Raw genomic sequence first — 25,344 nt, forward strand, 5'->3', positions numbered from 1 at the left:
TGTGATAACACCCGGTTTTGTGCTGACTGAAATATTATGTTTCACAATATGCTTTAAATAAAATACATCCATGAAAATGTTTCTCACTATTAATAATAGTTGAACTGCATGAATTACGGCGCATTAATAATAATTTTGTATTTTTAATGGGTAAATTCAGCATCAAGCGCAATTTTATTTCTCGCAAGAATAGAGGGGAGAAGGGCCGTCAACATCGTTATTCGGAAAAACCTATCACAGCCATAGACAGGAATGACCCGGTCGTGGATTGCTCAATGCCTGCGCGGGTGGTGTAATCGATACCGCTGTTACGACCTGACTCAGGTTCTGTAGAGCGCAACGCAACGCCAGCTTCGGCTGGCACTGAAGGTACCTACGGGGAATTCAGGTATCAGGGCCGCCCGTAGGGGCGGCCTTTTTACTTTTGGGCTCCCCAACACCATTCACAACGTTGTCGGTTTGGGTTGTAAGGTATGACTGATTGATTTGATACGGCAAACGCATTAGCCCCATCAGTCAAAGTTCGTTACCTTACATCTCAACGAAAACACGGAGGAAGTACAGATGTCTTTGATTAACACTAAAATTAAACCTTTCAAAAACCAGGCGTTCAAAAACGGTGAATTCGTCGAAGTGACCGAGAAAGATACCGAAGGTCGCTGGAGCGTGTTCTTCTTCTATCCGGCAGATTTCACCTTCGTTTGCCCGACCGAACTGGGCGACGTAGCGGATCATTACGACGAACTGCAGAAACTGGGCGTGGACGTTTACTCTGTTTCTACCGACACCCACTTCACTCACAAAGCATGGCATGGCAGCTCTGAAACCATCGCGAAAATCAAATACGCGATGATCGGCGACCCGACTGGCGCCCTGACCCGTAACTTCGACAACATGCGTGAAGATGAAGGCCTGGCTGACCGCGCCACCTTCGTTGTTGACCCGCAGGGCATTATCCAGGCTATCGAAGTTACCGCTGAAGGTATCGGCCGTGATGCATCTGACCTGCTGCGTAAAATCAAAGCAGCACAGTACGTGGCGTCTCACCCAGGTGAAGTGTGCCCGGCTAAATGGAAAGAAGGCGAAGCGACGCTGGCTCCATCTTTGGACCTGGTTGGCAAAATCTAAGATTTCCCTCTTTTTCACGCTCAGGCGCGAAATCCAAAGGAAATTGACGACGATTGGCGGGTGCATTGTGGCACCCGCTTTTTTGAAATTTTTACGTTATCTCATGTAAGTCGCATCGCGGCGGCGCTAAGCGAATCCCAGGAATAAGTGACCGGGGCGCGAAGGCCGCCAGCTAAGAGGCGGGTTACATGAGGAAACGTAAAGCAGGAGATTAACGATGCTCGACACCAACATGAAAACCCAGCTCAAGGCCTACCTTGAGAAACTGACCAAACCTGTTGAGCTGATTGCCACGCTGGATGACGGCGCTAAATCGGCAGAAATCAAGGAACTGCTGGCGGAAATCGCCGAACTGTCACCAAAAGTGACCTTTAAAGAAGATAACAGCCTTGCGGTACGCAAGCCGTCATTCCTGATTACTAACCCAGGTTCTGACAAGGGGCCGCGCTTTGCAGGTTCTCCGCTGGGGCACGAATTTACCTCCCTGGTACTGGCGCTGCTGTGGACCGGTGGGCATCCGTCGAAAGAGGCACAGTCTCTGCTGGAGCAAATCAGCAACATCGACGGCGATTTTGAATTTGAAACCTATTACTCGCTCTCGTGCCATAACTGTCCGGACGTAGTGCAGGCGCTGAACCTGATGGCGGTGCTTAACCCACGCATCAAACATACGGCCATCGACGGCGGCGTATTCCAGAACGAAATCACCGATCGCAACGTGATGGGTGTTCCGGCGGTATTCGTCAATGGTCAGGAGTTCGGCCAGGGGCGTATGACGCTGACGGAAATCGTCGCCAAAATTGATACCGGTGCCGAAAAACGTGCGGCGGAAGAGCTGAATAAACGCGATGTTTACGACGTGCTGATTGTCGGTTCCGGCCCGGCGGGTGCGGCGGCGGCGGTCTATTCTGCCCGTAAAGGCATTCGTACCGGCCTGATGGGTGAGCGTTTCGGTGGCCAGGTGCTCGACACCGTCGACATCGAAAACTACATCTCGGTCCCGAAAACCGAAGGTCAAAAGCTGGCGGGTGCCCTGAAAGCGCACGTTAGCGATTATGAAGTGGATGTGATTGATAGCCAAAGTGCCAGCAAACTGGTTCCGGCAGCGCAGGAAGGTGGCTTACACCAGATTGAAACGGCTTCCGGCGCGGTGCTAAAAGCGCGCAGCGTGATCATCGCCACCGGCGCGAAATGGCGCAACATGAACGTCCCTGGCGAAGATCAATATCGCACCAAAGGCGTGACCTACTGCCCGCACTGCGACGGCCCGCTGTTTAAAGGTAAACGCGTGGCGGTGATTGGCGGCGGTAACTCCGGCGTTGAAGCGGCTATCGATCTGGCGGGTATTGTGGAACACGTTACCCTGCTGGAATTTGCTCCGGAAATGAAAGCCGATCAGGTGCTGCAGGATAAAGTGCGCAGCCTGAAGAACGTCGATATCGTGCTGAACGCGCAGACGACGGAAGTGAAAGGCGACGGCAGCAAAGTGACGGGCCTTGAGTATCGCGACCGCGTCAGCGGCGATGTGCACAGCGTGCCGCTGTCAGGGATTTTCGTCCAGATTGGTCTGTTGCCAAACACCACCTGGCTGGAAGGCTCCGTTGAGCGTAACCGTATGGGCGAAATCATCATCGACGCCAAGTGTGAAACCAGCGTGAAGGGTGTCTTTGCGGCGGGCGACTGCACGACGGTGCCATACAAACAGATTATCATCGCCACCGGCGAAGGGGCGAAAGCGTCATTAAGCTCGTTTGATTATCTGATTCGCACCAAAACAGCATAATAAAAGAAAGTAAGGCACCACCTGCATCAGACAAAACCCCGCGCAAGCGGGGTTTTTCTTTTGGGCGTTAGCGAACGACCATCACCGGAATATGGGTATGGCGAATCACGCTTGAGGCATTCGAGCCGAGCAGGTGGGTGCTGATGGACGGATTACGCGAGCCGATCACCACCACATCGGCTTTCAGTTCGTTCGCCATTTCATTGACCGCATCGCGAACGCTGCCGAAACGCACGTGGGTTTTAATCCGTGACGGATCGAGGGTGAAATGGCCGACCATGGTTTGCAGCCGCGCTTCGGCTTCGTGCTGAAGATGCTCTTCAAAGCGGCGGACATCGGCTGCAAAGCGGTGCAGGCTCAGACTGGCCGAACCGGGCAGGACGTGCAAAAGGTGAATCACGCCATCCTGCTGCGCCAGAAATTCAGCATGGCGGACGGCTTTGTCGCTCAGTTCCATTTCGAAAACATCAACCGGCATAATAATTGTCTGGTACATACCCGTTTCTCCTTGTTTATAAACGCTCGATTCATTCAATCACAAAATAATATGGTTTTCTGATATCTGTCAGACACTTTTCATATCGTGGCGTTATTTGACGTTTCTTTGCGGAGTTGAGGTGGGAGTAAGGCTACCAGTGACGCTCAAGATATAGCACGGCCGTGACGATAATCGCCAGTAAAATTAAATAGATAAGAGAAATGACTTCTATCTCATCCATAGAAGACCCTGGGCCGTTGAAACGGATTAAGCCTGGATGAAGATAATTTTGGCTTCTATAGGAAATAAAGGTGATTTTACGGAAAGAGGATGCGGGTGCATCCTCTGGGAAACGCGGTTATGCGCTTATTCAGATGAGATTAACGAAGGTAATCGCCGGCCGCTTCTGGCTGGTAGAGCAGTTCCAGCACTTCCAGATGCGCGGAAGCGCCGCCCGGTAACTCCCAGTGAATGGTGTCGCCGGTACGCAGGCCCAGCAGCGCGGCGCCGACGGGGGCGAGAACGGAAAGCTGCGTGCTGCTGTCGGACATCTGCGCAGGATAGACCAGGGTGCGCGTGCGCTCATCGCCGGTGGTCAGATCGCGGAATTTCACCTGGCTGTTCATCGTCACGACGTCATGCGGCATGGTTTCCGGGGTACACATCTGTGCCCGGTCCAGCTCCGCATTCAGGGCGTCGGCAACCGGCAGTGAAGCAAACTCTGATTTTTCCAGAAGGCGGTCGATACGTTCTGCGTCGAGTTCATTAATGATAATTGTGGGTCTAGACATTTATTACTCCATGTCGTTAATGCTGCGTGTACCGCAGAAACCAATCCAAAAGAAAACCCTCGCCGTCTGGCAGCGAGGGTTTTATCTGTTCTGATGATACTGGCTGTGCACGCAACTTTGAAGTGATCAATGTCACATTCGTTGCGCAGATGAATTTTATGATTGGAATGATTTCATCGCGGCTACTGTACCGGGCGAAATCCCACGGCATAATGAGGTTCTGACTACTCACCGGAGAGCGTAATGTACTTTTATCAGCCTTCGCAGGGACATGGTTTACCGCACGATCCTCTGAACGCCATTATCGGCCCTCGGCCCATCGGCTGGATTGCCTCGCAGAATGCGTCGGGGCAAACCAATCTCGCACCCTACAGTTTCTTTAACTGTTTTAATTACCGTCCGCCCATTATTGGTTTTGCCAGCAGCGGCTGGAAGGACAGCGTGCGAAATATCGTCGAGACAAAAGAGTTTGTCTGGAACCTTGCCACACGTGAGCTTGCAGAGGCGATGAACGAAACCTCGGCCAGCCTTCCTCACGGAGAAGACGAATTTGCCTTTGCCGGGCTGACAAAAGCCGATAGCACACTGGTCAAGGTGCCGCGCGTGGCGGAAAGTCCGGTGAACTTTGAGTGCAGGCTGTCGCAATGTATTCAATTGACCGGCGCAGATGGAACGGCGATCGATAGCTGGCTGGTACTGGGTGAGGTCGTCGGGATCCATATCGCCGAGTCGCTGCTGGAAGAGGGCATCTTCCAGACCGCGAAGGCCAACCCGATTCTGCGAGCGGGAGGCCCAACGGCTTACTATTCGATAAGCGAAGACCACCGCCTGGATCTGGTGCGCCCGGATGCGCGCAGGGGATAGTATGTCTGAGCGCCCCTTTCCTGCCGACCAGCAGTTTTTTGCCGACCTGTTGAGCGGTCTGGTACTCAATCCGCAGCAACTGGGCCGCGTCTGGTTCGCGCATCGACCTGCCACGCTGCCTGCGGGCAGTGTGAGTATTGAGTGGCCACGGTTGGAGGTGGTACTGCGTGGTGAATACGAGAACCGGCTTATCGCGGAGCAAAAGCTGATTGGGCAGGGGGAGATGCTGTTTCTTCCCGCCCGTGCCGTGACGATGTCGACGTTTGAAAAGCCGGTCATGCTGCTGAGTCTTGTCTTTGCCCCTTCCTGGCTCGGTCTGGCGTTTCACGACTCCCGTAGCGGGCAGACCGGGTATCCGCAGCGAAAAATAGAGTTGCCGCATCCGGAGCGGGGCGAGCGCACGGCGATGCTGATGGCGCTGACTCATCTGAGCGCGTCGCCGCAGGACCAGGCCATTATTCAGCCCCTGACGCTGAGCGTATTGCACTGGTGCCGGAAGGTGGTGTCCACGAGGCCAGAGGCAGGTTTATCGCGCGGCGATTTTCTCTATCAGAGCATCTGCAACTGGGTACAGGAAAATTATGCCGGGCCGGTAGCGCGTGAGAGCGTCGCCGCGCTGTTTACCATCACCCCTAATCATCTCTCCCGCCTGTTTTCGCAGCATGGAACCATGAGTTTTGTCGATTATGTGCGCTGGGTGCGGATGGCAAAAGCGCGTACGATTTTACAAAAGTACCACCTGCCCGTGGGCGAAGTGGCGAAACGCTGCGGCTACCCTGACAGCGACTATTTTTGTCGACTGTTCCGGCGCCAGTTTGGCCTGACGCCGGGTGAGTACCGCGCACGTTTTCAGTAGCGGTCAGAAGCTGAGTTCAGCATTGAGCAAATCGAGGATCTGCTGCGGGGTATTTGCCGCAAACAAAGACTCGCGGAATGCTTTGTTCACCAGTTTTCGCGCCAGCTGAGAGAAGACTTTTACATGGTTTATCCCTTCCTGCGTGCCAAGCGTCAGCATAATCACCAGCTCCACCTCGCCCATATCTGACTCCCAGTCGATGGGCTTTTCCAGGCGTGCGATGCTAATGCTGGAGTGGCGTATCCACTGGGATTTGGTATGCGGAATGGCCACGCCGAAGCCCACGGCGGTGGTCACAATTTCTTCGCGCTGCCAGAGATCTTCTTCCAGCTCCAGCGGATTCTCCGTGCGCCCCTGAATAGCCAAATTGCCGCACAGAAACTGCAGAACCTGCTCCTTTGACGCGAGCGGTTCGTTCACCACGATATTCTGAAGCGCCAGCAGCGGGCGCGCAGGCTCTTGCGGTGTAAATTCGGCGAGCAGCGTCTCTATCTCCTCGGCGCTGCGGCATTCGCAGGCACTGTCGGCCAGCGCCTGGCAGGCACCGCTCTCAAGCTGGCGTAGCTGCGCTTTTACCGGCGGAATGCGCGGGCCGCTCATACTGAACTCATCAATCCCCAGCCCCAAAATCAGTGGAAGATAGCGGCGTTCTCCGGCGAGTTCTCCGCAAATTCCCACCCATTTTCCGTGGCGGTGGGCGGTGGAAACGATCTGGCGCACCATGCGTAAAAATGAAGGCGTGATCGGATTATAGAACGGCGACACGCGCGGATTGTTGCGATCCACCGCGTAAAGATACTGGGTCATATCATTCGATCCGATGCTGAAAAAATCCACCTCATCGCAGAAGTGATCGATGATATAGCAGACCGAAGGCACCTCGACCATTATGCCCAGCGGCAGGTGGGAGGTATGGCGTAGCCCTTGTGCTTTCAGCGCTTCCTGCACGTTTCGCAACTCCTGTTTCACCCATAAAATCTGATCGAGGCTGTGCACCATGGGGATCATCAGCAGGGCGTTACCGCTCGCACCGGCCCGCAAAATGGCGCGCAGCTGCGTGCGAAAAAGGTCGACAAACTCAGGGTAAATACGCACCGCGCGGTAGCCGAGAAACGGGTTCTCCTCTGGCGGAATATTGAGCCAGGGGATCTGCTTATCCCCGCCGATATCCATAGTGCGGAAGATGACCGGCTTGCCTTCGGCAGACAATAGCACCTGCTGGTAGGCTTCAAACTGCTCCTGCTCGTCCGGGGCGGCGTCGCGATCCATATACAGCATTTCTGTGCGAAACAGTCCTACGCCCTGCGCGCCATTGGCAAATGCGCCGGGTGCCTCCAGCGCGCTGCCGATATTGGCGGCGATCGCCACCGGGACATTATCCCGCGTCACTGCGGGAAGCCCGGCGTCTTTGATCTGCTGATGATGACGTTTGTCGGCGAGGCGCTGCGCCACGCTGTAGTACTGGCTGACGGCCTCGTCAGGGGCTACCACCAGCACGCTGCACACGCCGTCCAAAATCACCTCTTTGCCGATATCCGCAGCCAGCGATGCCACCGTGATCCCGCTCATCACCGGCACTGATGCCGCGCGCGCCAGAATCAGGGTGTGCGAGGTGCGCCCGGTTTTCTCCAGGATCATCCCCTTAAGCTGGCGGGTGTCGAGGCTTAAAAACTGGCTGGGCGTGAGGTCTTCTGCCGCCAGAATGGTCGGCGTCTCAAGGGTAAAGGGGGTTGTTTGCTGAAGCTCAGGCCAGGTAATACTCAGCAGTTGTTCGCTGATGTCGCGGATATCGCTGACCCGCTCGCGAAGATAATCACTGGCGGAAAGCGAGAGTTTGTCGCAGATCTGCTCCATATTGCGAATGATGGCATTCGCCAGGCTCAGGCGTTCTTCGACAATCAGACGACGGATATTCGCACCAAACTCGTCATCCTGAATAAGTGACAGATGGGCACTGATGATGGTTTTACTCTCGCCGTCAAGCCCACGCAGGCGCTGGTTGAGTTGTTCAGCGAGGGTCGCCAGGCTGTGCTCCAGACGCGTGATATCTTCCGGGCTTGCCGGACGCTGGCGATAGCGCTCGAGGTTATCGCTTTGCAAGCGGCGAAGGGTGCCCGAGCCAATGCCGCTGGCAAGCGTAATGGCCTCGCGTAAATGGGGATTGAGCCGCACCAGCGAGCGGGGAAGGGGATGCGCGACATGAGGCGCATCGCCCGACGGGATGCTGTCGCTATCGATAAACGCGACATTGAGATAATGCTCCAGCACGCGTCTGGCCTGCTCTTCGTCGCTACCGTTGATTTCAAGCACACAGCTGTCGTTAAAGAGCGTACCGGTACTGATAAGCGCAAGCGAGCTTTTGGCATCCGCGTGAGTGTTCAGACGTTTGTTAATAAAGCGGATGTCGCTGCGCCATGCGCTGCACTGCTCTTTCAGCGCCCAGGCCGGGCGAGCGTGCAGGCCGTTTGGTAACGGACAACAAAATTCAATCGATAACATGTTTACCTCCGTTCAACGTGAGATCAGCATCTGAAGTCCGTCAGATGAGCCACGGTCTCACGATTCAGACGAGCCAGCAGGGCAACCAGCAGCTGGTGGGTATGGTCAATATCCTGGATGTCAGCAATGGATGCGGCACAATGACCGTGCCGGGTCGGCGGCCCGAGCACCACCGCCGGGACGCCGGTTCCGCAAAGATGGATTGCGCCTGCGTCGGTGCCGCCGTTGCTGAACATATCTTTTTGCAGCGCAATGCCTTGAGCCAGAGCCACCTCCTCAACGAAAGCGGTGAGCTTCGGCGGGGCAATGTGTGATTTGTCATACAGCACCAGCATGGGTCCGGCCCCCGTCTGGCGGTGATTTGCTGAGCTGTAGTCGAAGTTTTTGGACCAGCAGGCGGTGTCCAGCACCAGAGCTAGGTCAGGATTCACGACTCTGCATGCCGTCTGTCCGCCGCGCAGCCCGACCTCCTCGCTTGAGCTGGCAACCAGCCACAGCTCACAGTCCAGCGGTATGGCGTGCAGCTCACGCAAAAGGGTAATCAGCAGATAGCAGCCGAGACGGTCGTCAAACGCTTTGCCCATCACCCGGCCGTGAGGAAGGGGCTGAAAAAGGGTGTCGAAAGTCACCCGATCGCCCGCATCAATGCCTGCCGCCAGCACCTCGTCGGCGCAGGTCGCCCCGATATCAACGCGTAAATTCTCTATCGTCTCGCCTTTCGTCTCGCCGTCCAGTAATCCGGGGATTTTCCGGCCGTCGCGCGTAGTGATTCTTACAGGCTGCACAGTGCGGGCCATCATGCGGACATTGCCGACAGGCAACACCTCGATGGCCCCCTCTTTTGTCACGGAGCGCACGATAAAACCCACTTCATCCATATGGGCGCACACCATCACCTTCGGCCCGTCGCTGCGGTTGACGCGAATGAGCACCGAGCCTAGCCCGTCAAACCGGACCTCTTTCGCGTAACGTTGCGCTTCAGCCAGCAGGATATCGCGCACCTCTTGTTCAGAGGCGGCGATGGCATCGGCCTCACTCAGTTTGCGCAGAAGTTCTGTGTCCATTAACGTTCCCCTGTTGTCAGTAGCGTTTTGTCCATGGTGTAGAGAACCTCAGCGCCAGTGGGCGTCACCAGTACCACATCCTCAATACGCACCCCGCCCAGGCCGTCAAGGTAGATCCCCGGCTCAACGGTCAGCAGCATACCGGGCTGAAGCAGGGTGGTGTCGGTGGGAGAGAATCTCGGATTCTCATGCACATCGATACCAACCGCGTGCCCGGTATTATGACCAAACTGCGGGCCGTACCCTGCGCGTTCGATAATCGTTCTGGCTGCAGTATCAACCTGGTGACAGGCGACGCCGGGGCGAATGGTGGCGATGGCGGCGAGCTGTGCCTCAAGCACCGTCTGATACACGCAATAGAGAGGATGGTCCTCAGGCTTCTGGCCGTGTCCGGCGACAAGGAATGTCCTCGTCATGTCCGAACAATATCCCTGGTGTTGGGCGCCAAAATCGAGAGTGACCATCTCTCCTGCGTTAATCACTTTGTCGGAGGCCTTACCATGCGGCAGCGCGCCGCGCGTTCCGCTGGCGACGATGGTATCGAAGGAGGGTTTATCTGCCCCCTGTTGCTTCATAAACCATTCCAGTTCCGCTGCCACCTCGCGCTCGCGCATACCGGGCTGAATCACGCGACGAATATGCTGCGCCGCGCTATCGGCAATCCGGCAGGCCGCGCGAATCGAGGCGATCTCCTCAGCGGTTTTGATCTGCCGTAAGACGTCGAGGGAGATACTGCAAAGCTTCGCATCCAGCGTATTGCGCCAGTGGGTCCCGGTCTGCCAGCTGACCTGTTCGCCTTCGAAACCCAGTGTGGCGATCCCTTCGCGGGCAATCAGCCGGTTCACTACCCTGGTGAGCGGGATTTCTGCATCCAGCAGGTGCAGGTGATAGCCGCTCACACGGGAGGCGATGTCGCTGTAATAGCGAAAATCCGTCAGAAGATGCGCACTTTTGTGGGTTATCAGAACAAAACCGGAACCGGTTGAAATACCCAGATGCGGCTGCTTGTTCTGGCGCGAGGAGATCAGCACGCCGTCCAGATTTTCTGCTGCAAGCCAGGCGCGTAGCCTTGTCAGTAATTCCATCTCATGACCTCGTTACAGCGTATCGACGGACAGTTTTCCGCGCTTATGCATGTTGTTACGTATCAGCACCACCAGCAGGGCGGTGATCGTCGCGCCAACCAGAATGCTGAGCATGTAAGCTCCTAGGTTGGTAACCAGCGGCCATGCCCAGATAGCGGATTCCGGGAACCACTGCACGGCACCGAGCGCTGTTGCCGTCATCGCTCCGGCAATGGCGCCCACCATATAGGCCGGTAGCGTGGCGAGCGGGTTTTCCAGCAGGAAGGGGATTGCCCCTTCGCTGATACCCATGAACGCCAGAAACATTGCCGTTTTTCCCTGCGGGTAAAGCTGCGGGCTAAACAGACGTTTGCCGGTCAGACGATGGTCGATTAACGTCGCCAGCCCCAGACCAATCGGCGGGATAACAATCGCGACGGCGCGGGAGGTGATCGGTAATACGTGATCGGTGGTTAGCCCAAGCCCGACAAATCCCGCCGCTTTGTTGATCGGCCCACCGAGATCAATGGCGGTCGCCGCCGCCATGCCGATGGCGTACATCATCGAGCCAGACTCGCCTGCGGCCAGCAACAGCGTGCGCATGCCTGCGTTCAGCCAGCCGCCAACAGGCGTAATGACGTAATACATCGCCAGCATCACAAACAGCGCGGAGAGGATCGGAATCAGAAAGGTGCTTTTAAACGCCAGCAGATACTGAGGAAGGTTAATTTTGTTGTTCAGCCATTTGACCAGATAGCCCGCCGCAATAGCGATAATCAACGCGCCAATAAAGGTAGAAGGCACTGGTTTGGTGGCAAGCCAGGTGAGTTTTTCCGGGTCGAAATTTAGCACCAGCGTCGGCTGGGTGGAGACCAGCCCGCCGATAAAACCGGCCGGGAAGGCTTGCTTGCCGCCGATAGAGTTGGCGACAAAAGCAGAGAACATCGGGATCGCGAAGCTGAACAGCAGCCCGCCGAAGGATTCCGTCAGGTAACCAAACTTCAGCACCGACAGATTAAAACCCGTGAAGTGGCCGGAGTTCAGCGCATCCAGAATGCCCGTGTCCGGCGGGATCTCCAGCCAGACATAGGCGATGAGCTGCGAAATGGCGAGGATCACCCCGCCCATGATCAGCGTAGGTACCATGCGGGAAATTCCCGACATAATGTGCTGTGGAAGTTCTTTCCAGAAGGTATTGCCCGTTGCGGCGGGCGCGGGGGTGAGTGCGAGGGTATCGCCTTCGTGACCGTCCGACCGAACCGCACTGCGTTTTTTAATTGCCATAACCAGGACCCCTGAAGTGGAGGATTATTGTTGTTCTGCAGCAATCATTTCTTCGATTTCTTTCAGGGTTCCCGCCGCGTTTTTAATGGCGTCCTGAAGGGTAATTTCGTACACGTCCCGCGTTTCAAAGCGTTCGTTGTCTTCCGGGGTGATCGCGATGGCGTGAATAATAATGTCCGCCCCGGCGATATCCTGTGGCGTTAAGCGGTTCTGGATGCCATCCGCCCCCTGGGTTTCAATTTTGACTTCGTAGCCTGCTTCTACCGCGGCCTCTTCCAGCGCCTGAGCCGCCATAAAGGTATGTGCCAGACCCATCGGGCAGGCGCACAACGCAATCAGTTTTTTAGCCATGTGAACATTCTCCTGTAGATGACATCGCGATTATGGCGGGGAGGTTTCAGGGTTGTTTACCGGATAAATAATGCATTAGCTGGAGAGATGAGGCGTGAGATCAGAAGTGTGACGCTTATCGTCATATAAGGGAAAAGGATGAAACGCCGGGTGCGGGTGCACCCGGCAGAAGATCAGTAGCCGACTTTATCAATGACAAACTGTTTGCCGCAGTTGCCAGGGTGCGGCTGGGGCGCAAACGACGCGGATGAGAGCGGCGCGTTGATGGTCGCGGCTTTGAGCGAAAGCTGCAGTTCGGTGAGATACGCCGGGTTATTGTTGCAGGTCAGCTTGACGGCTTTAACGGATTCTTTGCCCCAGCTTTTGGCGACGGCCTCGTCAAAATCGCGGCGAGAAACCGTTTTGCCGTAGTGATCAGCAAGGAAGTTCCCCAGCGCGCTGCTTTTCACTTCCTGATTCATGCGCACCATGGTGCCAAAATAGGCGTCAGGATCGAATCCAAAGCAGACGCCGTGCTTGGCGTATTCATAGCGTTCAAGACAGGACTCTCCGCCCGCGCCCGGCATTACGCCGTTGAGTTTTGCGGCGGCTTCGAAGGAAAGCCCGGTTTCGGCAGCGGCGCATTTACGGCTGGCTCTGGCTTCTGGCATGTTGGGGACGGGGCGAGTGGCGCAGCCAAATCGCATCCAGCGGCGATCGTCCACCCCGCGAGAGGCGATAGATTTGGGCAGGCTCGGCCACAGGCCGTGAACCGTCAGAAAATCCGTTTTGGTTTTGCTCTCTTTTTGCAGGCGGCACTCGTCAGGCTCATTGCGGTTTCGGTCGTGCATGCTCTGACAAAAACCGGTCTGCCAGGAGAGGGCAAGGACGTAGCGATCAAAATCGGCATACTGTGTGGCCTGAAGCGGCGCGGCATGTGCTGAGAAGGCGCACAGGGCAAGAGCGGTTGCACTGAACCGGAGAACGATATCCTTCCTGAACATTTGAATTCCTGATGATTAAAGGGAAATTAATTCCAGGAACTTATTAAAGCACAAAAAGCGCCCGCAGGCGCTTTTTGTGCCCGGCGACGCGGGCTGAGGGTAAGGCAGGCCTGGCTAGCGCAGCGCCACCAGACCCATTCTTTTATCCCGCGACCGTACCCGGCACCAGGATTTCTGTTGCGATAATCACAATGACCAGGCCGACAAGTACCGGAACAGAGGTGCGTTTCACCACTTCGAACGGCGAGATTTTGGCCATACCGGCGACCGCAACCACCACGCCGGAAACCGGGGAGATAGTACGGCCCAGGTTGGAGGCCTGCAGCATCGGAATCGAAAGGTAGGCCGGGTTGATACCGGACGAGTGTGCCAGTTTTGGAATCATCTCGACGAACGCATAGAACGGGGCGTTACCGGAGCCGGTCGTCATGGCGGCCAGCATCGTCAGGACAACCAGCACCAGCATCAGAATAATGCTGGCAGAGCCGAAGGAGGTGGCGATGGAGATCAGGCTCTGGATAAAGCCGATGGTGCTCAGACCCTGAGCGAAAACGCCCGCCGCGACCAGCAGCATCACCACGCCCGCAAAGGCGTCAGCCATCCCGCGATACGCCACTTCCAGGCCGGAGAACACTTTCTGAGTGTTAAAACCGCGTACGAATTCCAGCACCGCCGCCAGCAGCATGCAGATCACCAGAATGGTAATAATGTGCAGCTGTGGGCCCCATTTACCATCGAAAATCAGTACGCCAATGATCGGCGTAAACGGCAGAATGGCGTAGAACGATGGCGCGGTGGTGGTGATTTCACTCACGTCCAGCATCTCGTGGCTGATGTTTTCTTTTTTATCGAGATACTTCTGCCAGAAATAGTGCGCAACCGCCATACCGATAATGGCGGCGATAGAGATCGGCAGGGTGGTTTTAAAGGCGAAATCAATCAGCGGCATTTCGGCTGCTTTTGCAGCCAATACTACGTCACCAGACGTTGGGGAGAGGATAATCGCGGCAGGGGAGGCGCAAATCGCTGCCGCGGCACCGCGGCTGATACCCACGTTCACCATCACCGGGAACAACGTCGCCATCAGCAGAACGCCGAGACCGGTAGCGGAGGAGACCGCCAGCGACATCAGGCACGCCACGAAATAGGCGGCAATCATCAGAATGTAGGGGGAGTTAATATATTGCAGCGGCTTTGAGGCCAGTTTGACAACCATATCATTGGCGCCGATATGGGTCATATACGCGGCGAAACCACACAGCATCATAATCATCATGCCGAGATCGCCACCGCGGCTCATCAGCAGAATTTTAATATATTCCACAATATCGGTGGCGGTATAACCGGTGCTGGTTTCACTGGCCGGTAACACCTGGTGGCCCATTAGCGCACTAATAATAAGCAGCGTTAAACCGCCGACGAATAATACCCCGGTGGCGGAATAGCCTTTAATGATGTAGCGCGCGACGCCGACAATGACGACCACTCCGATGAGGAGTTCGATAACGGTAAGCATGGTTTCCCCTGTACGTGCGCTCCCCAGAGAGCACGGAAAATCAAAAAAATGAAGTGTTGAAATGTGCCGAATAAATGGACAGTTCTTGCTGACTAAAATCAATAAAATGACTACTAAAACGGCCATCAACGATATTTTGCCACCACTACGTCATTTGTGTCACCACACTATTGACCGAAGCTATGATTATTATATGTCATTAAAATGATAATTAATTGTTGTGATATTTAGAGGGTTTTATCCGTGAAAGGATTAAGAACGTAAAACTATTTAAAATAGCTTTAATTTCAACACGCGCTGTTCTTATACTCGGCTTCCTTTTGCCACCCGACGACGCGAATATGCATGCCAGCTGGAGTTACCGCCTGCGCTTTCTAAAAAAACATCTGCTGATGTTTTTGTTCGCGTTCGGCTGGCTGCTGATTCAGAGCCAGGTCGCGGTTGCGTCCCATGATTGCTCCCTGAGCCCGCGCGGCGAAAGCGCCATGATCCAACATATGGACATGATGACCACGCCGCTTCATCACGAGCTCAGCAATATTTCACCTCTGTGTGAAAAACACTGCGTTCCGGATCAGGCACAAAAAGATCCCGGGCAGACGCAGGTGGTCGCGCTTCCTGCAACCATGACCATCACCTTAAACACCCCTTCATGCAGCGACGTTTCGCCGTCCGCATGGTCACTCCCCCCTCCCGCAGCGGGGCCGCCGGCAACGATCCGTTTTTGCCGGTTCCGGGAATAGCTCTCTGTTAATTCGTTGAATTCATTTTTCTTTTACGATTAACAGGAGTTTTATCATGCGTGCAATTTTTGTCTCTGCGCTTACGGGCGTGCTGTTTTCCCTTATCTCTCTTTCCGTTCAGGCCACCGAACCGTCACCTACAGCCCAACAATGGCAAGGCCAGGGCGTGGTTCAGCAGATCGCGCCACCCCAAATCATCCTCCAGCATCAGGCCATTCCTGAGCTGCAGTGGCCCGCGATGACCATGCCGTTTGTGCTGGCGAAAAGCGTGGATACCGCTTCGCTGAAGTCCGGCGATCGCGTCACCTTTACGCTCGAACGCGCGGGTGACGGCTTCCAGATTATCTCCCTGACGCCGCTGCGCTAAGGGAGGAGACCATGAAATATCAGACACTGAGCCTGTGGCTCGGTGGGGTGCTGCTCGGCTTTTTAAGCTCAGCGGTTCAGGCCCAGTCCTGGACGCTCGCGCAAACCCTGACCGAAGCCCAGCGCTATTCTGCGGAGCTTTCTGCCAGCCGCAACGAAGCGCAGGCGCTGGATATGATGGCGGATTCCGCCACTCAGCTGCCCGACCCTAAACTCAAATTCGGCATCGAAAACGTGCCGGTGCAGGGGAGTAATGACCAGCGGTTTACCCGCGAAGGGATGACGATGCAGCGCATTGGCATCATGCAAAGCTACGTGAGTGCGGAAAAGCGGGAGCGTAAATCGCAAACGTTACAGGCCCAGGCGCGGGGTGTGGAGGCGAAGTCCGAGGCCATTCGCGCCGCGCTCCAGCGTGATACGGCGCAGGCGTGGCTCGATCTTGCGTTATCAAAGCGGGCACTCACAACCGCCAAAAATCTGGTGAGTGAAACCGAGCGTCAGCAGGGTGTGCAAAAGGCCAGCGTCGGCGCAGGAAGTGCATCGCCCGACAGCGTGCTCTCGCTGCAGATGACCCTGAGTGCGATGCGCGACAAAGTGACGCTCGCGAGCCGGGATGTTCAGCTGGCGCAAAGCCGCCTGTTCCAGCTCACCGGTCAAGCCATTACCGATGTGCAAGGCCCGCTGCCGCGCTATCAACGTTTACCTGCCGACGAAAAGACGCTGGAGGAGGCGATTGTGCGGCATCCTGAAGTGGAAGCCGCGCAGCGCGAATCGGAAACGGCAAAAGCCCGCTCGGCCCAGTCGGCGATAGCGGCGATCCCCGACGTCGATGTGGAGGTGTTCTACGCTCATCGCGCCGAAGGGTATGACGATATGGCGGGCGTGATGTTTACCGTCGATCTGCCGCTGTTCCAGTCGCGCCGACAGGACAAGGACTATGCCGCCGAGGTGTCGCGATCGATGCAGGCCGTGGATCAGCTGACGTTGATTCAGCGCGAGCATGTCGCGCAGGTGCAGTCGCTGGTGGCGCAATACCAGGCCGCGCAGACCCTGTGGCAGCGCCAGCGCGATGACCTCCTTCCGCTCCAGCATCAACGGCTGGCGGTGCTGGCCGCACAGTACCGTTCCGGGCAGTCGGAACTCCCGGCGCTCCTTGAGGCACGTCGCAGCGTGCTCGACACCGAACTGGCTGCCAATCAGGCTGAGCGCGAGATGGCGCGAACCTGGGCGGCAATTCAATGGCTGATCCCGCAGGACATCACACAATGAAAATACTGACGTTAAGCGCAATTGCACTGGCCGTTCTACTGGCTGCGGGCGGCGGCTATTACGCGGGGCAGCGCACGATGCATGCCGCTCCCGACGAGGCAAAACCGGCCGAGCGCAAAGTGCTCTACTGGTACGACCCGATGATGCCGGGCCAGCGTTTCGATAAGCCCGGAAAATCGCCTTTCATGGATATGGATCTGGTGCCGCGTTACGCCGACGAAGAGAAAGCGGCGACGGGCGTGGGGATCAGTGCCGAGCAGCAGCAAAACCTCGGAATGAAAACGGGCAAAGCGCAGAAGCGCGCGCTGGCGCAGCCTTTCTCGGCCTATGCGACGGTCTCGACCAATGAACGCAGCCTGACAATTTATCCGGCACCCGCTGCGGGCGTGATCGCAAAACTCTACGTGCGTGCGCAGCAGCAGCAGGTCAAAGCCGGTGAACCGCTGGCAGAGATTTGGGTTCCCCAGTGGACGACGGCGCAGCAGGAGTATCTGGCCGTACGTCAGCTCGGGGACGCGACGCTCACCCGCGCGGCGCGGGAGCGGCTGGCGCTGCAGTTTATGCCGGAAGAGACTATTCGCGCCGTCGAGCGCAGCGGGAAACCGCAAACCCGATTAACCCTGCGCACCGACCGCGCCGGGTATGTCGTCAAGCTGGACGCGCGGGAAGGGGCGCAGGTGGCGGCTACCGCGCCGTTATTTGAGATCGCCGCGCTGGATACGGTCTGGCTGGTTGTGGATTATCCGCAAACCCAGGCGCAATCCCTGAGGGTGGGCAGCGAAATGAGTGCCACGTCCGAAAGCTGGCCGGGCGAGCGTTTTCACGGCACCGTCAGCGAACTGCTGCCGCAAATGGAAGCGACCACGCGCACGCTTCAGGCGCGAATCGTACTGGAAAACCCAGGCAATAAACTGAAACCGGGCATGTTCCTGAATGTTTCTCGCGCAGAGCAAACGCGCGGTGCTGCGGTGCTTGCTGTCCCGGAAGAGGCGGTGATTAACAGCGGTGAATCGCAGCGTGTTTTACTGGCAACGGGCGATGGCTATTTCCGCCCGGTTAAGGTGACAACGGGAATGACGGCTGAAGGCTGGACCGAAATCACCTCCGGCGTGCAGGAGGGCGATACCGTGGTGACCTCCGGGCAATTCCTGATCGACTCGGAAGCGAGCCTGCGCAGCGCGCTGCCGGAGGTGATGCCATGATTGCCGCCGTCATTCGTGCTTCATTACGCAACCGGCTGCTGGTGATCCTCGCAGCCGCGATCATGGCAGGCTGGGGCTGGTGGGCGGTCCAGCGCGCGCCGCTGGACGCACTGCCGGATCTCTCGGACGTGCAGGTGATCGTCAAAGCCAGCTATCCAGGCAAAGCGCCGCAGGTCATTGAGGATCAGGTGACCTGGCCGCTCACCACTTCGATGCTCTCCGTGCCGGGGGCCAAAACCGTGCGCGGTTTTTCAATGTTTGGCGATGCCTATGTCTATGTGCTTTTCGAAGATGGCACCGATCTGTACTGGGCGCGCTCAAGGGTGCTGGAGTATCTGAGCCAGGTGCAGTCGCAATTCCCGGCGGGGGTGAAAGTCTCTCTTGGGCCGGATGCGACAGGGGTCGGCTGGATTTATGAATATGCGCTGATCGACCGCACCGGCAAGCACAGCCTCGCCGATTTGCGGGCGCTGCAGGACTGGACCTTAAAGTTTGAGCTTAAAACCGTGCCAAACGTCTCTGAAGTCGCCAGCATTGGCGGCATGGTGCGTCAATATCAGATTGTGGCGTCGCCCGAAAAAATGCGTGTGCTGAATATTACTCACGGTCAGTTGGTGAGTGCCATTCAGGCGGCGAATAAGGAGAGCGGTGGCGCATTGCTGGAGATGGGGGAGGCGGAATACATGGTGCGCACCACCGGTTATCTGCGCTCGCTGGACGATTTCCGCAATGTGGTGCTCACGTCGCGTGACGGCAAACCGGTGCTGCTCCGCGATGTCGCGACGGTGAGCTACGGGCCTGAAATCCGTCGTGGAGTGGCGGAGCTGAACGGTGAAGGTGAAGTGGCGGGCGGCGTGGTGGTGATGCGCTACGGGCAAAATGCGCTGGAAACTATTCATGCTGTGAAAGATAAACTTCAGGCGCTGCAAAAAACGCTGCCGGAAGGGGTGGAGATTGTGCCGGTTTACGATCGCTCAACGCTGATTGAAGAGTCGGTCAAAACCCTGACCCATAAACTACTGGAAGAGTTTGCCGTCGTGGTACTGGTGTGCGCGTTATTCCTCTTTCATTTCCGCTCGGCGCTGGTGGCGATCGTCTCGTTACCCTTAGGGATTCTGGGGGCGTTCGTGGTGATGCACTACCAGGGCATCAACGCCAATATTATGTCGCTGGGGGGGATTGCGATTGCGATTGGCGCGATGGTCGATGCAGCGATTGTGATGATTGAAAACATGCACAAAGTGCTGGAGCAGTGGCGACACGATCATCCGGATCAGGAGCCTACCTCCGGCGATTACTGGCATCTGGCCGAGCGGGCGGCGGTCGAAGTGGGCCCGGCGCTGTTTTGCAGCCTGCTGATTATTACGCTGTCGTTCATCCCGGTCTTTTCCCTCGAAGCGCAAGAGGGCCGCATGTTCTCGCCGCTGGCTTTCACCAAAACCTGGTCGATGGCGGTGGCGGCAGGGCTTGGGATCACGCTGGTTCCGGTGCTGATGGGCTATTTCATTCGCGGCAAAATCCCGGATGAAAAGGCCAACCCAATAAACCGCTTTTTGATTCGGCTGTATGAGCCGCTGCTCGATAACGTTCTGCGCTTTCCCAAAACAACCCTGGCGCTGGCGCTGGTGCTTTTACTGGTGACGCTGTGGCCACTCAGTCGGCTGGGCAGCGAGTTTATGCCGCCGCTCAATGAGGGGGATCTGCTGTATATGCCGTCGACGCTGCCGGGCATTTCAGCGCGCGAGGCCGGTCGTCTGTTGCAGCAAACGGATCGGTTGATCAAGAGCGTTCCGGAAGTCGCGAGCGTGTTTGGTAAAGCCGGACGAGCGGATACGGCAACGGATCCGGCGCCGCTGACGATGATTGAGACCACGATCCACTTTAAGCCGCGCGACCAGTGGCGGCCTGGCATGACGCCTGAAAAACTGGTGGAGGAGCTGGATAAAACCGTCTCGGTCCCTGGTATTGCCAACGTCTGGGTGCCACCGATTCGTAACCGTCTGGACATGCTGGCAACGGGGATCAAGAGTCCGGTGGGGATTAAGGTGAACGGCAACAATATTGCCGATATCGAACGCGTCGCCGGGCAGATTGAGTCGATTGTGAAACAGGTGCCGGGCGTGACGTCTGCGCTGGCGGAGCGGCTGGCGGGCGGGCGCTATGTCGATATTCGTATCGATCGGCAAAAAGCGGCGCGCTACGGTGTCTCCGTCGATGAGCTGCAGAGTATGGTCTCGACGCTGGTGGGCGGCGACAACATCGGAGAGGTGATTCAGGGGCGCGAGCGCTATCCCATCAACGTGCGCTATCCCCGCGATCTGCGGGATAACGTCGATAAGCTGCGGGTTCTGCCAGTAGTGACGGCAAACGGCAGCCAGATCGCGCTGGGGGAACTGGCGGATATCCAGGTGACAGAAGGGCCGCCGATGCTGAAAAGCGAGAACGCACGGCTCTCGAACTGGATTTATGTCGACCTGCGCGGGCGGGATTTGAAGTCCGCTGTTGAAGAGATGCAGCAGCGCGTCGCCGAACAGGTCACATTGCCGCAGGGTGTTTCTCTGTCGTGGTCCGGGCAATTTGAATATCTGGAACGCGCCACGGAAAAACTGAAACTGGTGCTTCCGGTTACGTTGATGATTATCTTTGTTTTGTTGTGGCTGACGTTTAAGCGAATCGCGGATGTCTTATTAATAATGGGGACTTTGCCGTTTGCGCTTATAGGTGGCGTATGGCTGTTGTGGCTGTTGGGATATAATCTTTCCGTCGCGGGTGCTGTCGGATTTATAGCCCTCGCCGGGGTGGCTGCGGAATTCGGCGTTATTATGGTGCTGTATCTCAATCAGGCTCTGGATAAATATCCTGAGGGGGGAAACACGCAACTGATGCATGCGATTCATGAAGGTGCAGTGCTACGCGTGCGGCCAAAAGTGATGACAGTTGCTACGATCATGGCGGGCTTGCTGCCCATTATGTGGGGCGGCGGAAGCGGCTCTGAGGTGATGCAACGCATTGCGGCACCGATGATCGGCGGTATGGTCACAGCACCCTTATTATCCATGCTGGTTATTCCTGCTTTGTATAAATTGTTACATAAGCGTTAATTAATCTTTGCGCCCCGATTATTTCGGGGCGTTTTGTTGTTATTCACCAGGAATATTCCCACTTTTGAAAGTAAATAATTCGGATTAAGGGCGATGTTATTCAGTCTTCATTTAATTAATATTTGTTAAAATCGCCCCGAATACGAAAAATGGTAATTTCATTGTGACGATAAGAAATAATATTTTCCTGGTTATGTTGTTTGTTTTTGCTCAGCTCACCTTATCGGCTTCGGCGATGGCAGATGAGAAAGCGGCGGATAAAGGGTGGTTCTCAACCTTCACCGACAACGTAGCGCAGACCTGGAACGAACCTGAGCATTATGACCTGTATGTTCCGGCAATCACCTGGCACGCCCGTTTTGCCTACGACAAAGAGAAAACGGATCGTTACAACGAACGCCCGTGGGGTGCTGGTTTTGGTCAATCCCGCTGGGATGATAAAGGCAACTGGCACGGCCTGTACCTGATGGCGTTTAAAGACTCCTATAACAAATGGGAGCCGATTGGTGGTTACGGTTGGGAGAAGACCTGGCGTCCGCTAACGGATGACAATTTCCACATGGGCCTGGGGTACACGGCGGGCTTTACGGCGCGTGATAACTGGAAATATATCCCGATTCCTGTGCTGCTGCCGCTGGCGTCTATCGGCTACGGTCCGGCCACATTCCAGATGACCTATATTCCGGGTACCTACAACAACGGTAACGTTTACTTCGCCTGGATGCGCTTCCAGTTTTAACTGAAAAAAAACTGTCGATTGGCTGAAAAATGCACGCTTTTTGAATCGCAAAGCACAAACAGCCAGTCGATAAAATTAACGCGACTTTTGTCACTTTTTAACAAAGAACCGCTGGACAAAACGGCCCACAATTGTTGTACTGATACCCGACACAGCATTTGTGTCCATTTTTCATGTAAAGGTAATTTTGATGTCTAAGATTAAAGGTAACGTTAAGTGGTTTAATGAGTCCAAAGGATTCGGTTTCATTACTCCGGAAGATGGCAGCAAAGACGTGTTCGTACACTTCTCTGCAATCCAGACTAATGGTTTCAAAACCCTGGCTGAAGGCCAGCGCGTTGAGTTCGAAATCACTAACGGTGCCAAAGGTCCTTCTGCTGCTAACGTAACTGCTCTGTAATTCGAGCCGTTCAGCAAGAACTCCAAAACCCGCTCATTGAGCGGGTTTTTTTTGTGCTTTTTTTAGAGCTAAAACAGATACATTCTCAGAAAGCTGGCGACGATAAGTACGCTCAGTAACATCATGCCTGCGCTCATCACTTTTTCTTTCATCTCATCACCCCTGGTCAATTTGTCGACAAGCGTGACAGAGAAAAATTAAGCTAACATTAATATGCCAGTGATTAATGCGCGCTGGCGGCAGAAAATAACCAAAATGCGAGCGCGGTCATCGCAAACGAGCCGAGCATGTTGACGGCAATGTTTGTCAGTGCCCAGCCAAAACGCCCGTCCTGGAGCAGAAATACCACTTCAGCCGAGAAGGTGGAAAAGGTCGTTAACCCGCCGCAAAAACCGGTGGTGATCAATAATTTCCACATCGGATCGATGTGCGTCATGCGGTTAAACCACGCTAATCCCATACCAATGATAAACGCGCCGATCAGGTTCGCGGTGAGTGTACCCATCGGAATGGCCTGATGCATGGGGTTAAAGCGCATGCTGAGAAACCATCGCGCAACGCTGCCCGTGCCGCCGCCAATAAATACGGCTAAAAGGAGTTGTAACACTGTCAATTCCTGCTATTGAATGAGTCAAAGTATTGAGTGTATCGCTAAGTGAAGCAGGGGGAAAATATGTATGTTGCGGTTGGACAGTTCGCGGTTAGCCCATTCTGGGAGGAAAACGCCCGGCAGTGTGTCGCACTGATGGCACAAGCGGCGCGCCAGGGAGCCGCGCTGCTGGTTCTCCCGGAGGCGCTTCTGGCTCGTCATGATCAGGACCCGGACCTTTCGGTAAAGTCGGCCCAGCTCCTGGACGGCGGCTTTTTACAGCTGTTGCTGGATGAGAGCCAGCGCAACCGGCTCACCACGGTGCTGACGGTGCATGTCCCGACGACCGAGGGCAGGGCAGCCAATACCCTGGTCGTACTGCGTGAGGGGAAAATCATCGCGAATTACGCCAAGCTCCATCTCTATGATGCCTTTACTGTTCAGGAATCCCGCCTGGTTGATCCCGGCAGCCAGATCCCACCGCTGATAGACGTCGAGGGCATCAAGCTGGGGCTGATGACCTGCTACGATTTACGCTTCCCGGAGATGGCGCTGAACCTGGCACTGGCCGGGGCGGAAGTCTTAGTGCTGCCCGCCGCGTGGGTCAGAGGGCCGCTCAAAGAGCATCACTGGGCGACGTTATTAACCGCACGCGCGCTGGACACCACCTGCTACATTGTTGCCGCCGGAGAGTGTGGTAATAAGAATATCGGCCAAAGCCGGATTGTTGATCCCCTGGGCGTGACGATTGCGGCAGCAGGTGAAGCGCCTGGCCTCTTCATGGCTGAGATAGATCCTGAGCGAATCGCGCAGGCGCGGCGGCAATTACCGGTTCTGACCAACCGACGGTTTGCGCCACCGCAATTAATGTGATGTTTTTTTCATCAGAGCTTGATTCACCTTGTTACAGATTGCTATTGTGTGCGCGCGTCGAATGTCCGTTAATAACATCAGGTTTTCTGGCGCTGTTTGCAGCCTGTTTTAAGTGAAGAAGGTATCTATGGGTGAGATTAGTATTACTAAACTGCTGGTGGTTGCGGCGCTGGTCGTCCTGCTGTTTGGTACCAAGAAGTTACGTACTCTGGGCGGAGACCTGGGTACAGCCATTAAAGGCTTCAAAAAAGCGATGAACGATGACGACACCACTGCTAAGAAAACGGCAGAGGGCGACGTCCCGGCTGAGAAGCTGTCGCACAAAGAGTAATGGCACTGTCCTTCCAGTTCTCTGGAAAGAAAAAAACCGGCGTAATAGCCGGTTTTTTTATGGGTGAAGTGTAATAAATTATTACTTCACTTCTTCGCCTTTCGCCTGCATATCCGCATGGTAGGAAGAGCGAACGAATGGACCACAAGCTGCGTGGGTAAAGCCCATCGCCATCGCTTCGGCTTTCATTTCATCGAACTCATCCGGGCTGACGTAGCGCTGTACCGGCAGGTGATGACGGCTAGGCTGCAGATACTGACCCAGGGTCAGCATCGTTACGCCATGGCGGCGCAGATCGCGCATCACTTCGATAATTTCAGCGTTAGTTTCACCCAGACCGACCATCAAACCAGATTTGGTTGGAATGTGTGGATGCGCTTCTTTGAAGCGTTCCAGCAGCTTCAGTGACCAGTTGTAGTCTGCGCCCGGACGCACCTGACGGTAAACGCGCGGCACGTTTTCCAGGTTGTGGTTGAACACATCCGGTGGCGTGGCGGTGAGAATATCCAGCGCGCGATCCATACGACCACGGAAATCGGGCACCAGCGTTTCAATCTTAATGTTCGGGCTTTTCTCACGGATGGCGGTGATGCAATCTGCAAAGTGCTGCGCACCGCCGTCGCGGAGATCGTCACGGTCAACGGAGGTAATCACCACGTAGCGCAATGCCATGTCGGCAATGGTCTGGGCCAGCTTCAGCGGCTCGTTGGCGTCAGGGGCGACCGGGCGACCGTGTGCTACGTCGCAGAACGGGCAGCGACGGGTGCAAATCGCGCCCAAAATCATAAAGGTGGCCGTACCGTGGTTGAAACATTCCGCAAGGTTCGGGCAAGACGCTTCTTCACAGACAGAGTGAAGGCCGTTCTTACGCATCGCCGCTTTGATACCCTGAATGCGTGACGAGTCAGCCGGAAGTTTGATTTTCATCCATTCCGGTTTTCTTAACAGCGCTTCGCGCTCCGTAACCACGTTTTTAACCGGGATAAGGGCCATTTTATCGGCGTCGCGGTACTTAACACCGCGTTCCATCACAATGGGTTTACTCATAGCGTGCGTGTTCCAGTTGCGAA

25 protein-coding genes are annotated in these 25,344 nt (G+C 55.7%); 13 read left to right on the forward strand and 12 right to left on the reverse strand.

The window, feature by feature from the left end; translation table 11 throughout:
- Positions 1 to 564: 564 nt before the first annotated feature.
- Both ahpC and ahpF read left to right on the forward strand, forming a co-directional pair.
- Positions 565 to 1,128 carry an alkyl hydroperoxide reductase subunit C gene (ahpC, locus tag ACB496_RS05850; protein ID WP_100777247.1) on the forward strand — a complete coding sequence of 188 codons (564 nt, stop codon included), beginning with the start codon at positions 565 to 567 and terminating at the stop codon, positions 1,126 to 1,128.
- Between the two features lie 217 nt (positions 1,129 to 1,345).
- Positions 1,346 to 2,911: an alkyl hydroperoxide reductase subunit F gene (gene ahpF, locus ACB496_RS05855; protein ID WP_100777246.1), complete on the forward strand. Its 1,566-nt coding sequence runs from the start codon at positions 1,346 to 1,348 to the stop codon at positions 2,909 to 2,911.
- Between the two features lie 67 nt (positions 2,912 to 2,978).
- Here the strand turns inward: ahpF and uspG are convergent, their stop codons facing one another.
- From uspG to rnk, 3 genes are all read right to left on the reverse strand, one after another.
- Positions 2,979 to 3,407, reverse strand: a complete 429-nt coding sequence (gene uspG, locus ACB496_RS05860; RefSeq protein ID WP_100777245.1) for a universal stress protein UspG — start codon at positions 3,405 to 3,407, stop codon at positions 2,979 to 2,981.
- Between the two features lie 133 nt (positions 3,408 to 3,540).
- On the reverse strand, positions 3,541 to 3,630 hold the full coding sequence (gene yldA, locus ACB496_RS05865) for a small membrane protein YldA (protein WP_276528585.1): 90 nt from the start codon (positions 3,628 to 3,630) through the stop codon (positions 3,541 to 3,543).
- 139 nt (positions 3,631 to 3,769) lie between these two features.
- On the reverse strand, positions 3,770 to 4,180 hold the full coding sequence (gene rnk, locus ACB496_RS05870; protein WP_371974660.1) for a nucleoside diphosphate kinase regulator: 411 nt from the start codon (positions 4,178 to 4,180) through the stop codon (positions 3,770 to 3,772).
- A gap of 243 nt (positions 4,181 to 4,423) precedes the next feature.
- Here rnk and ACB496_RS05875 point away from each other — a divergent pair, with 243 nt between their 5' ends.
- Both ACB496_RS05875 and ACB496_RS05880 read left to right on the forward strand, forming a co-directional pair.
- Positions 4,424 to 5,044 carry a flavin reductase family protein gene (locus tag ACB496_RS05875; RefSeq protein ID WP_102104193.1) on the forward strand — a complete coding sequence of 207 codons (621 nt, stop codon included), beginning with the start codon at positions 4,424 to 4,426 and terminating at the stop codon, positions 5,042 to 5,044.
- Between the two features lies 1 nt (position 5,045).
- A complete protein-coding gene (locus ACB496_RS05880) occupies positions 5,046 to 5,900 on the forward strand; it encodes a helix-turn-helix transcriptional regulator (RefSeq protein WP_371974661.1) in 855 nt (284 codons plus the stop codon).
- Between the two features lie 3 nt (positions 5,901 to 5,903).
- On the opposite strand, the gene ptsP is transcribed toward ACB496_RS05880, so the two are convergent.
- The 7 genes from ptsP to dcuC all read right to left on the reverse strand — a co-directional run bounded on the left by ptsP (position 5,904) and on the right by dcuC (position 14,661).
- A complete protein-coding gene (ptsP, locus tag ACB496_RS05885) occupies positions 5,904 to 8,399 on the reverse strand; it encodes a phosphoenolpyruvate--protein phosphotransferase (RefSeq protein ID WP_371974662.1) in 2,496 nt (831 codons plus the stop codon).
- A gap of 23 nt (positions 8,400 to 8,422) precedes the next feature.
- Entirely contained in the window at positions 8,423 to 9,463 is a 1,041-nt protein-coding gene (gene ypdE, locus ACB496_RS05890; RefSeq protein WP_371974663.1) for an aminopeptidase, read from the reverse strand.
- Positions 9,463 to 10,548: an aminopeptidase gene (ypdF, locus tag ACB496_RS05895; RefSeq protein WP_371974664.1), complete on the reverse strand. Its 1,086-nt coding sequence runs from the start codon at positions 10,546 to 10,548 to the stop codon at positions 9,463 to 9,465. The genes ypdE and ypdF overlap by 1 nt, the downstream gene beginning before the upstream one ends.
- 12 nt (positions 10,549 to 10,560) lie before the next feature.
- Positions 10,561 to 11,811 carry a PTS fructose transporter subunit IIC gene (locus tag ACB496_RS05900; RefSeq protein ID WP_371974665.1) on the reverse strand — a complete coding sequence of 417 codons (1,251 nt, stop codon included), beginning with the start codon at positions 11,809 to 11,811 and terminating at the stop codon, positions 10,561 to 10,563.
- Positions 11,812 to 11,835: 24 nt separating this feature from the next.
- A complete protein-coding gene (locus tag ACB496_RS05905) occupies positions 11,836 to 12,162 on the reverse strand; it encodes a PTS fructose transporter subunit IIB (RefSeq protein WP_102104187.1) in 327 nt (108 codons plus the stop codon).
- Between the two features lie 173 nt (positions 12,163 to 12,335).
- Complete coding sequence (rna, locus tag ACB496_RS05910; protein WP_371974666.1) at positions 12,336 to 13,145, reverse strand: ribonuclease I; 810 nt, start codon at positions 13,143 to 13,145, stop codon at positions 12,336 to 12,338.
- Between the two features lie 142 nt (positions 13,146 to 13,287).
- A complete protein-coding gene (dcuC, locus tag ACB496_RS05915; RefSeq protein WP_102104185.1) occupies positions 13,288 to 14,661 on the reverse strand; it encodes an anaerobic C4-dicarboxylate transporter DcuC in 1,374 nt (457 codons plus the stop codon).
- A 341-nt stretch (positions 14,662 to 15,002) separates the two neighbouring features.
- On the opposite strand from dcuC, the gene ACB496_RS05920 reads away from it, so the two are divergent.
- The 7 genes from ACB496_RS05920 to cspE all read left to right on the forward strand — a co-directional run bounded on the left by ACB496_RS05920 (position 15,003) and on the right by cspE (position 22,481).
- Positions 15,003 to 15,404 (forward strand): hypothetical protein, encoded by a 402-nt coding sequence (locus ACB496_RS05920; RefSeq protein ID WP_371974667.1) that lies wholly within the window; start codon positions 15,003 to 15,005, stop codon positions 15,402 to 15,404.
- A 55-nt stretch (positions 15,405 to 15,459) separates the two neighbouring features.
- Positions 15,460 to 15,771, forward strand: a complete 312-nt coding sequence (locus ACB496_RS05925; protein WP_371974668.1) for a copper-binding protein — start codon at positions 15,460 to 15,462, stop codon at positions 15,769 to 15,771.
- Between the two features lie 11 nt (positions 15,772 to 15,782).
- Positions 15,783 to 17,039, forward strand: coding sequence for a TolC family protein (locus tag ACB496_RS05930; protein WP_371974669.1), 1,257 nt, complete (start codon positions 15,783 to 15,785; stop codon positions 17,037 to 17,039).
- A complete protein-coding gene (locus tag ACB496_RS05935) occupies positions 17,036 to 18,241 on the forward strand; it encodes an efflux RND transporter periplasmic adaptor subunit (RefSeq protein ID WP_371974670.1) in 1,206 nt (401 codons plus the stop codon). Before ACB496_RS05930 ends, ACB496_RS05935 begins: the two co-directional genes overlap by 4 nt.
- A complete protein-coding gene (locus ACB496_RS05940; protein WP_371974671.1) occupies positions 18,238 to 21,342 on the forward strand; it encodes an efflux RND transporter permease subunit in 3,105 nt (1,034 codons plus the stop codon). Before ACB496_RS05935 ends, ACB496_RS05940 begins: the two co-directional genes overlap by 4 nt.
- Positions 21,343 to 21,535: 193 nt before the next feature.
- Complete coding sequence (gene pagP, locus ACB496_RS05945; RefSeq protein ID WP_371975211.1) at positions 21,536 to 22,081, forward strand: lipid IV(A) palmitoyltransferase PagP; 546 nt, start codon at positions 21,536 to 21,538, stop codon at positions 22,079 to 22,081.
- A gap of 190 nt (positions 22,082 to 22,271) precedes the next feature.
- Positions 22,272 to 22,481, forward strand: coding sequence for a transcription antiterminator/RNA stability regulator CspE (gene cspE / locus ACB496_RS05950; RefSeq protein WP_000034826.1), 210 nt, complete (start codon positions 22,272 to 22,274; stop codon positions 22,479 to 22,481).
- Positions 22,482 to 22,704: 223 nt separating this feature from the next.
- Here the strand turns inward: cspE and crcB are convergent, their stop codons facing one another.
- The gene (gene crcB, locus ACB496_RS05955; RefSeq protein WP_100777235.1) at positions 22,705 to 23,088 is read right to left on the reverse strand and encodes a fluoride efflux transporter CrcB; all 384 of its coding nucleotides are present in this window, start codon (positions 23,086 to 23,088) and stop codon (positions 22,705 to 22,707) included.
- A gap of 66 nt (positions 23,089 to 23,154) precedes the next feature.
- Here crcB and ACB496_RS05960 point away from each other — a divergent pair, with 66 nt between their 5' ends.
- Both ACB496_RS05960 and tatE read left to right on the forward strand, forming a co-directional pair.
- Positions 23,155 to 23,943 (forward strand): deaminated glutathione amidase, encoded by a 789-nt coding sequence (locus tag ACB496_RS05960; protein ID WP_371974672.1) that lies wholly within the window; start codon positions 23,155 to 23,157, stop codon positions 23,941 to 23,943.
- A 127-nt stretch (positions 23,944 to 24,070) separates the two neighbouring features.
- Entirely contained in the window at positions 24,071 to 24,274 is a 204-nt protein-coding gene (gene tatE, locus ACB496_RS05965) for a twin-arginine translocase subunit TatE (RefSeq protein ID WP_100777233.1), read from the forward strand.
- An 81-nt stretch (positions 24,275 to 24,355) separates the two neighbouring features.
- Here the strand turns inward: tatE and lipA are convergent, their stop codons facing one another.
- Positions 24,356 to 25,321, reverse strand: a complete 966-nt coding sequence (lipA, locus tag ACB496_RS05970) for a lipoyl synthase (RefSeq protein WP_102104176.1) — start codon at positions 25,319 to 25,321, stop codon at positions 24,356 to 24,358.
- Positions 25,322 to 25,344 lie beyond the last annotated feature (23 nt).

This window comes from Lelliottia nimipressuralis (assembly GCF_041464075.1).
Lineage (GTDB): Bacteria > Pseudomonadota > Gammaproteobacteria > Enterobacterales > Enterobacteriaceae > Enterobacter > Enterobacter nimipressuralis.

What these genes read in the sequence shown, in the direction of transcription:
- ahpC (WP_100777247.1), top strand. Translation starts at nt 565, where the DNA reads ATGTCTTTGATTAACACTAAAATTAAACCTTTCAAAAACCAGGCGTTC.
- ahpF (WP_100777246.1), top strand. Translation starts at nt 1,346, where the DNA reads ATGCTCGACACCAACATGAAAACCCAGCTCAAGGCCTACCTTGAGAAA.
- uspG (WP_100777245.1), bottom strand. Translation starts at nt 3,407, where the DNA reads ATGTACCAGACAATTATTATGCCGGTTGATGTTTTCGAAATGGAACTG.
- yldA (WP_276528585.1), bottom strand. Translation starts at nt 3,630, where the DNA reads ATGGATGAGATAGAAGTCATTTCTCTTATCTATTTAATTTTACTGGCG.
- rnk (WP_371974660.1), bottom strand. Translation starts at nt 4,180, where the DNA reads ATGTCTAGACCCACAATTATCATTAATGAACTCGACGCAGAACGTATC.
- ACB496_RS05875 (WP_102104193.1), top strand. Translation starts at nt 4,424, where the DNA reads ATGTACTTTTATCAGCCTTCGCAGGGACATGGTTTACCGCACGATCCT.
- ACB496_RS05880 (WP_371974661.1), top strand. Translation starts at nt 5,046, where the DNA reads ATGTCTGAGCGCCCCTTTCCTGCCGACCAGCAGTTTTTTGCCGACCTG.
- ptsP (WP_371974662.1), bottom strand. Translation starts at nt 8,399, where the DNA reads ATGTTATCGATTGAATTTTGTTGTCCGTTACCAAACGGCCTGCACGCT.
- ypdE (WP_371974663.1), bottom strand. Translation starts at nt 9,463, where the DNA reads ATGGACACAGAACTTCTGCGCAAACTGAGTGAGGCCGATGCCATCGCC.
- ypdF (WP_371974664.1), bottom strand. Translation starts at nt 10,548, where the DNA reads ATGGAATTACTGACAAGGCTACGCGCCTGGCTTGCAGCAGAAAATCTG.
- ACB496_RS05900 (WP_371974665.1), bottom strand. Translation starts at nt 11,811, where the DNA reads ATGGCAATTAAAAAACGCAGTGCGGTTCGGTCGGACGGTCACGAAGGC.
- ACB496_RS05905 (WP_102104187.1), bottom strand. Translation starts at nt 12,162, where the DNA reads ATGGCTAAAAAACTGATTGCGTTGTGCGCCTGCCCGATGGGTCTGGCA.
- rna (WP_371974666.1), bottom strand. Translation starts at nt 13,145, where the DNA reads ATGTTCAGGAAGGATATCGTTCTCCGGTTCAGTGCAACCGCTCTTGCC.
- dcuC (WP_102104185.1), bottom strand. Translation starts at nt 14,661, where the DNA reads ATGCTTACCGTTATCGAACTCCTCATCGGAGTGGTCGTCATTGTCGGC.
- ACB496_RS05920 (WP_371974667.1), top strand. Translation starts at nt 15,003, where the DNA reads ATGCATGCCAGCTGGAGTTACCGCCTGCGCTTTCTAAAAAAACATCTG.
- ACB496_RS05925 (WP_371974668.1), top strand. Translation starts at nt 15,460, where the DNA reads ATGCGTGCAATTTTTGTCTCTGCGCTTACGGGCGTGCTGTTTTCCCTT.
- ACB496_RS05930 (WP_371974669.1), top strand. Translation starts at nt 15,783, where the DNA reads ATGAAATATCAGACACTGAGCCTGTGGCTCGGTGGGGTGCTGCTCGGC.
- ACB496_RS05935 (WP_371974670.1), top strand. Translation starts at nt 17,036, where the DNA reads ATGAAAATACTGACGTTAAGCGCAATTGCACTGGCCGTTCTACTGGCT.
- ACB496_RS05940 (WP_371974671.1), top strand. Translation starts at nt 18,238, where the DNA reads ATGATTGCCGCCGTCATTCGTGCTTCATTACGCAACCGGCTGCTGGTG.
- pagP (WP_371975211.1), top strand. Translation starts at nt 21,536, where the DNA reads ATGTTGTTTGTTTTTGCTCAGCTCACCTTATCGGCTTCGGCGATGGCA.
- cspE (WP_000034826.1), top strand. Translation starts at nt 22,272, where the DNA reads ATGTCTAAGATTAAAGGTAACGTTAAGTGGTTTAATGAGTCCAAAGGA.
- ACB496_RS05960 (WP_371974672.1), top strand. Translation starts at nt 23,155, where the DNA reads ATGTATGTTGCGGTTGGACAGTTCGCGGTTAGCCCATTCTGGGAGGAA.
- tatE (WP_100777233.1), top strand. Translation starts at nt 24,071, where the DNA reads ATGGGTGAGATTAGTATTACTAAACTGCTGGTGGTTGCGGCGCTGGTC.
- lipA (WP_102104176.1), bottom strand. Translation starts at nt 25,321, where the DNA reads ATGAGTAAACCCATTGTGATGGAACGCGGTGTTAAGTACCGCGACGCC.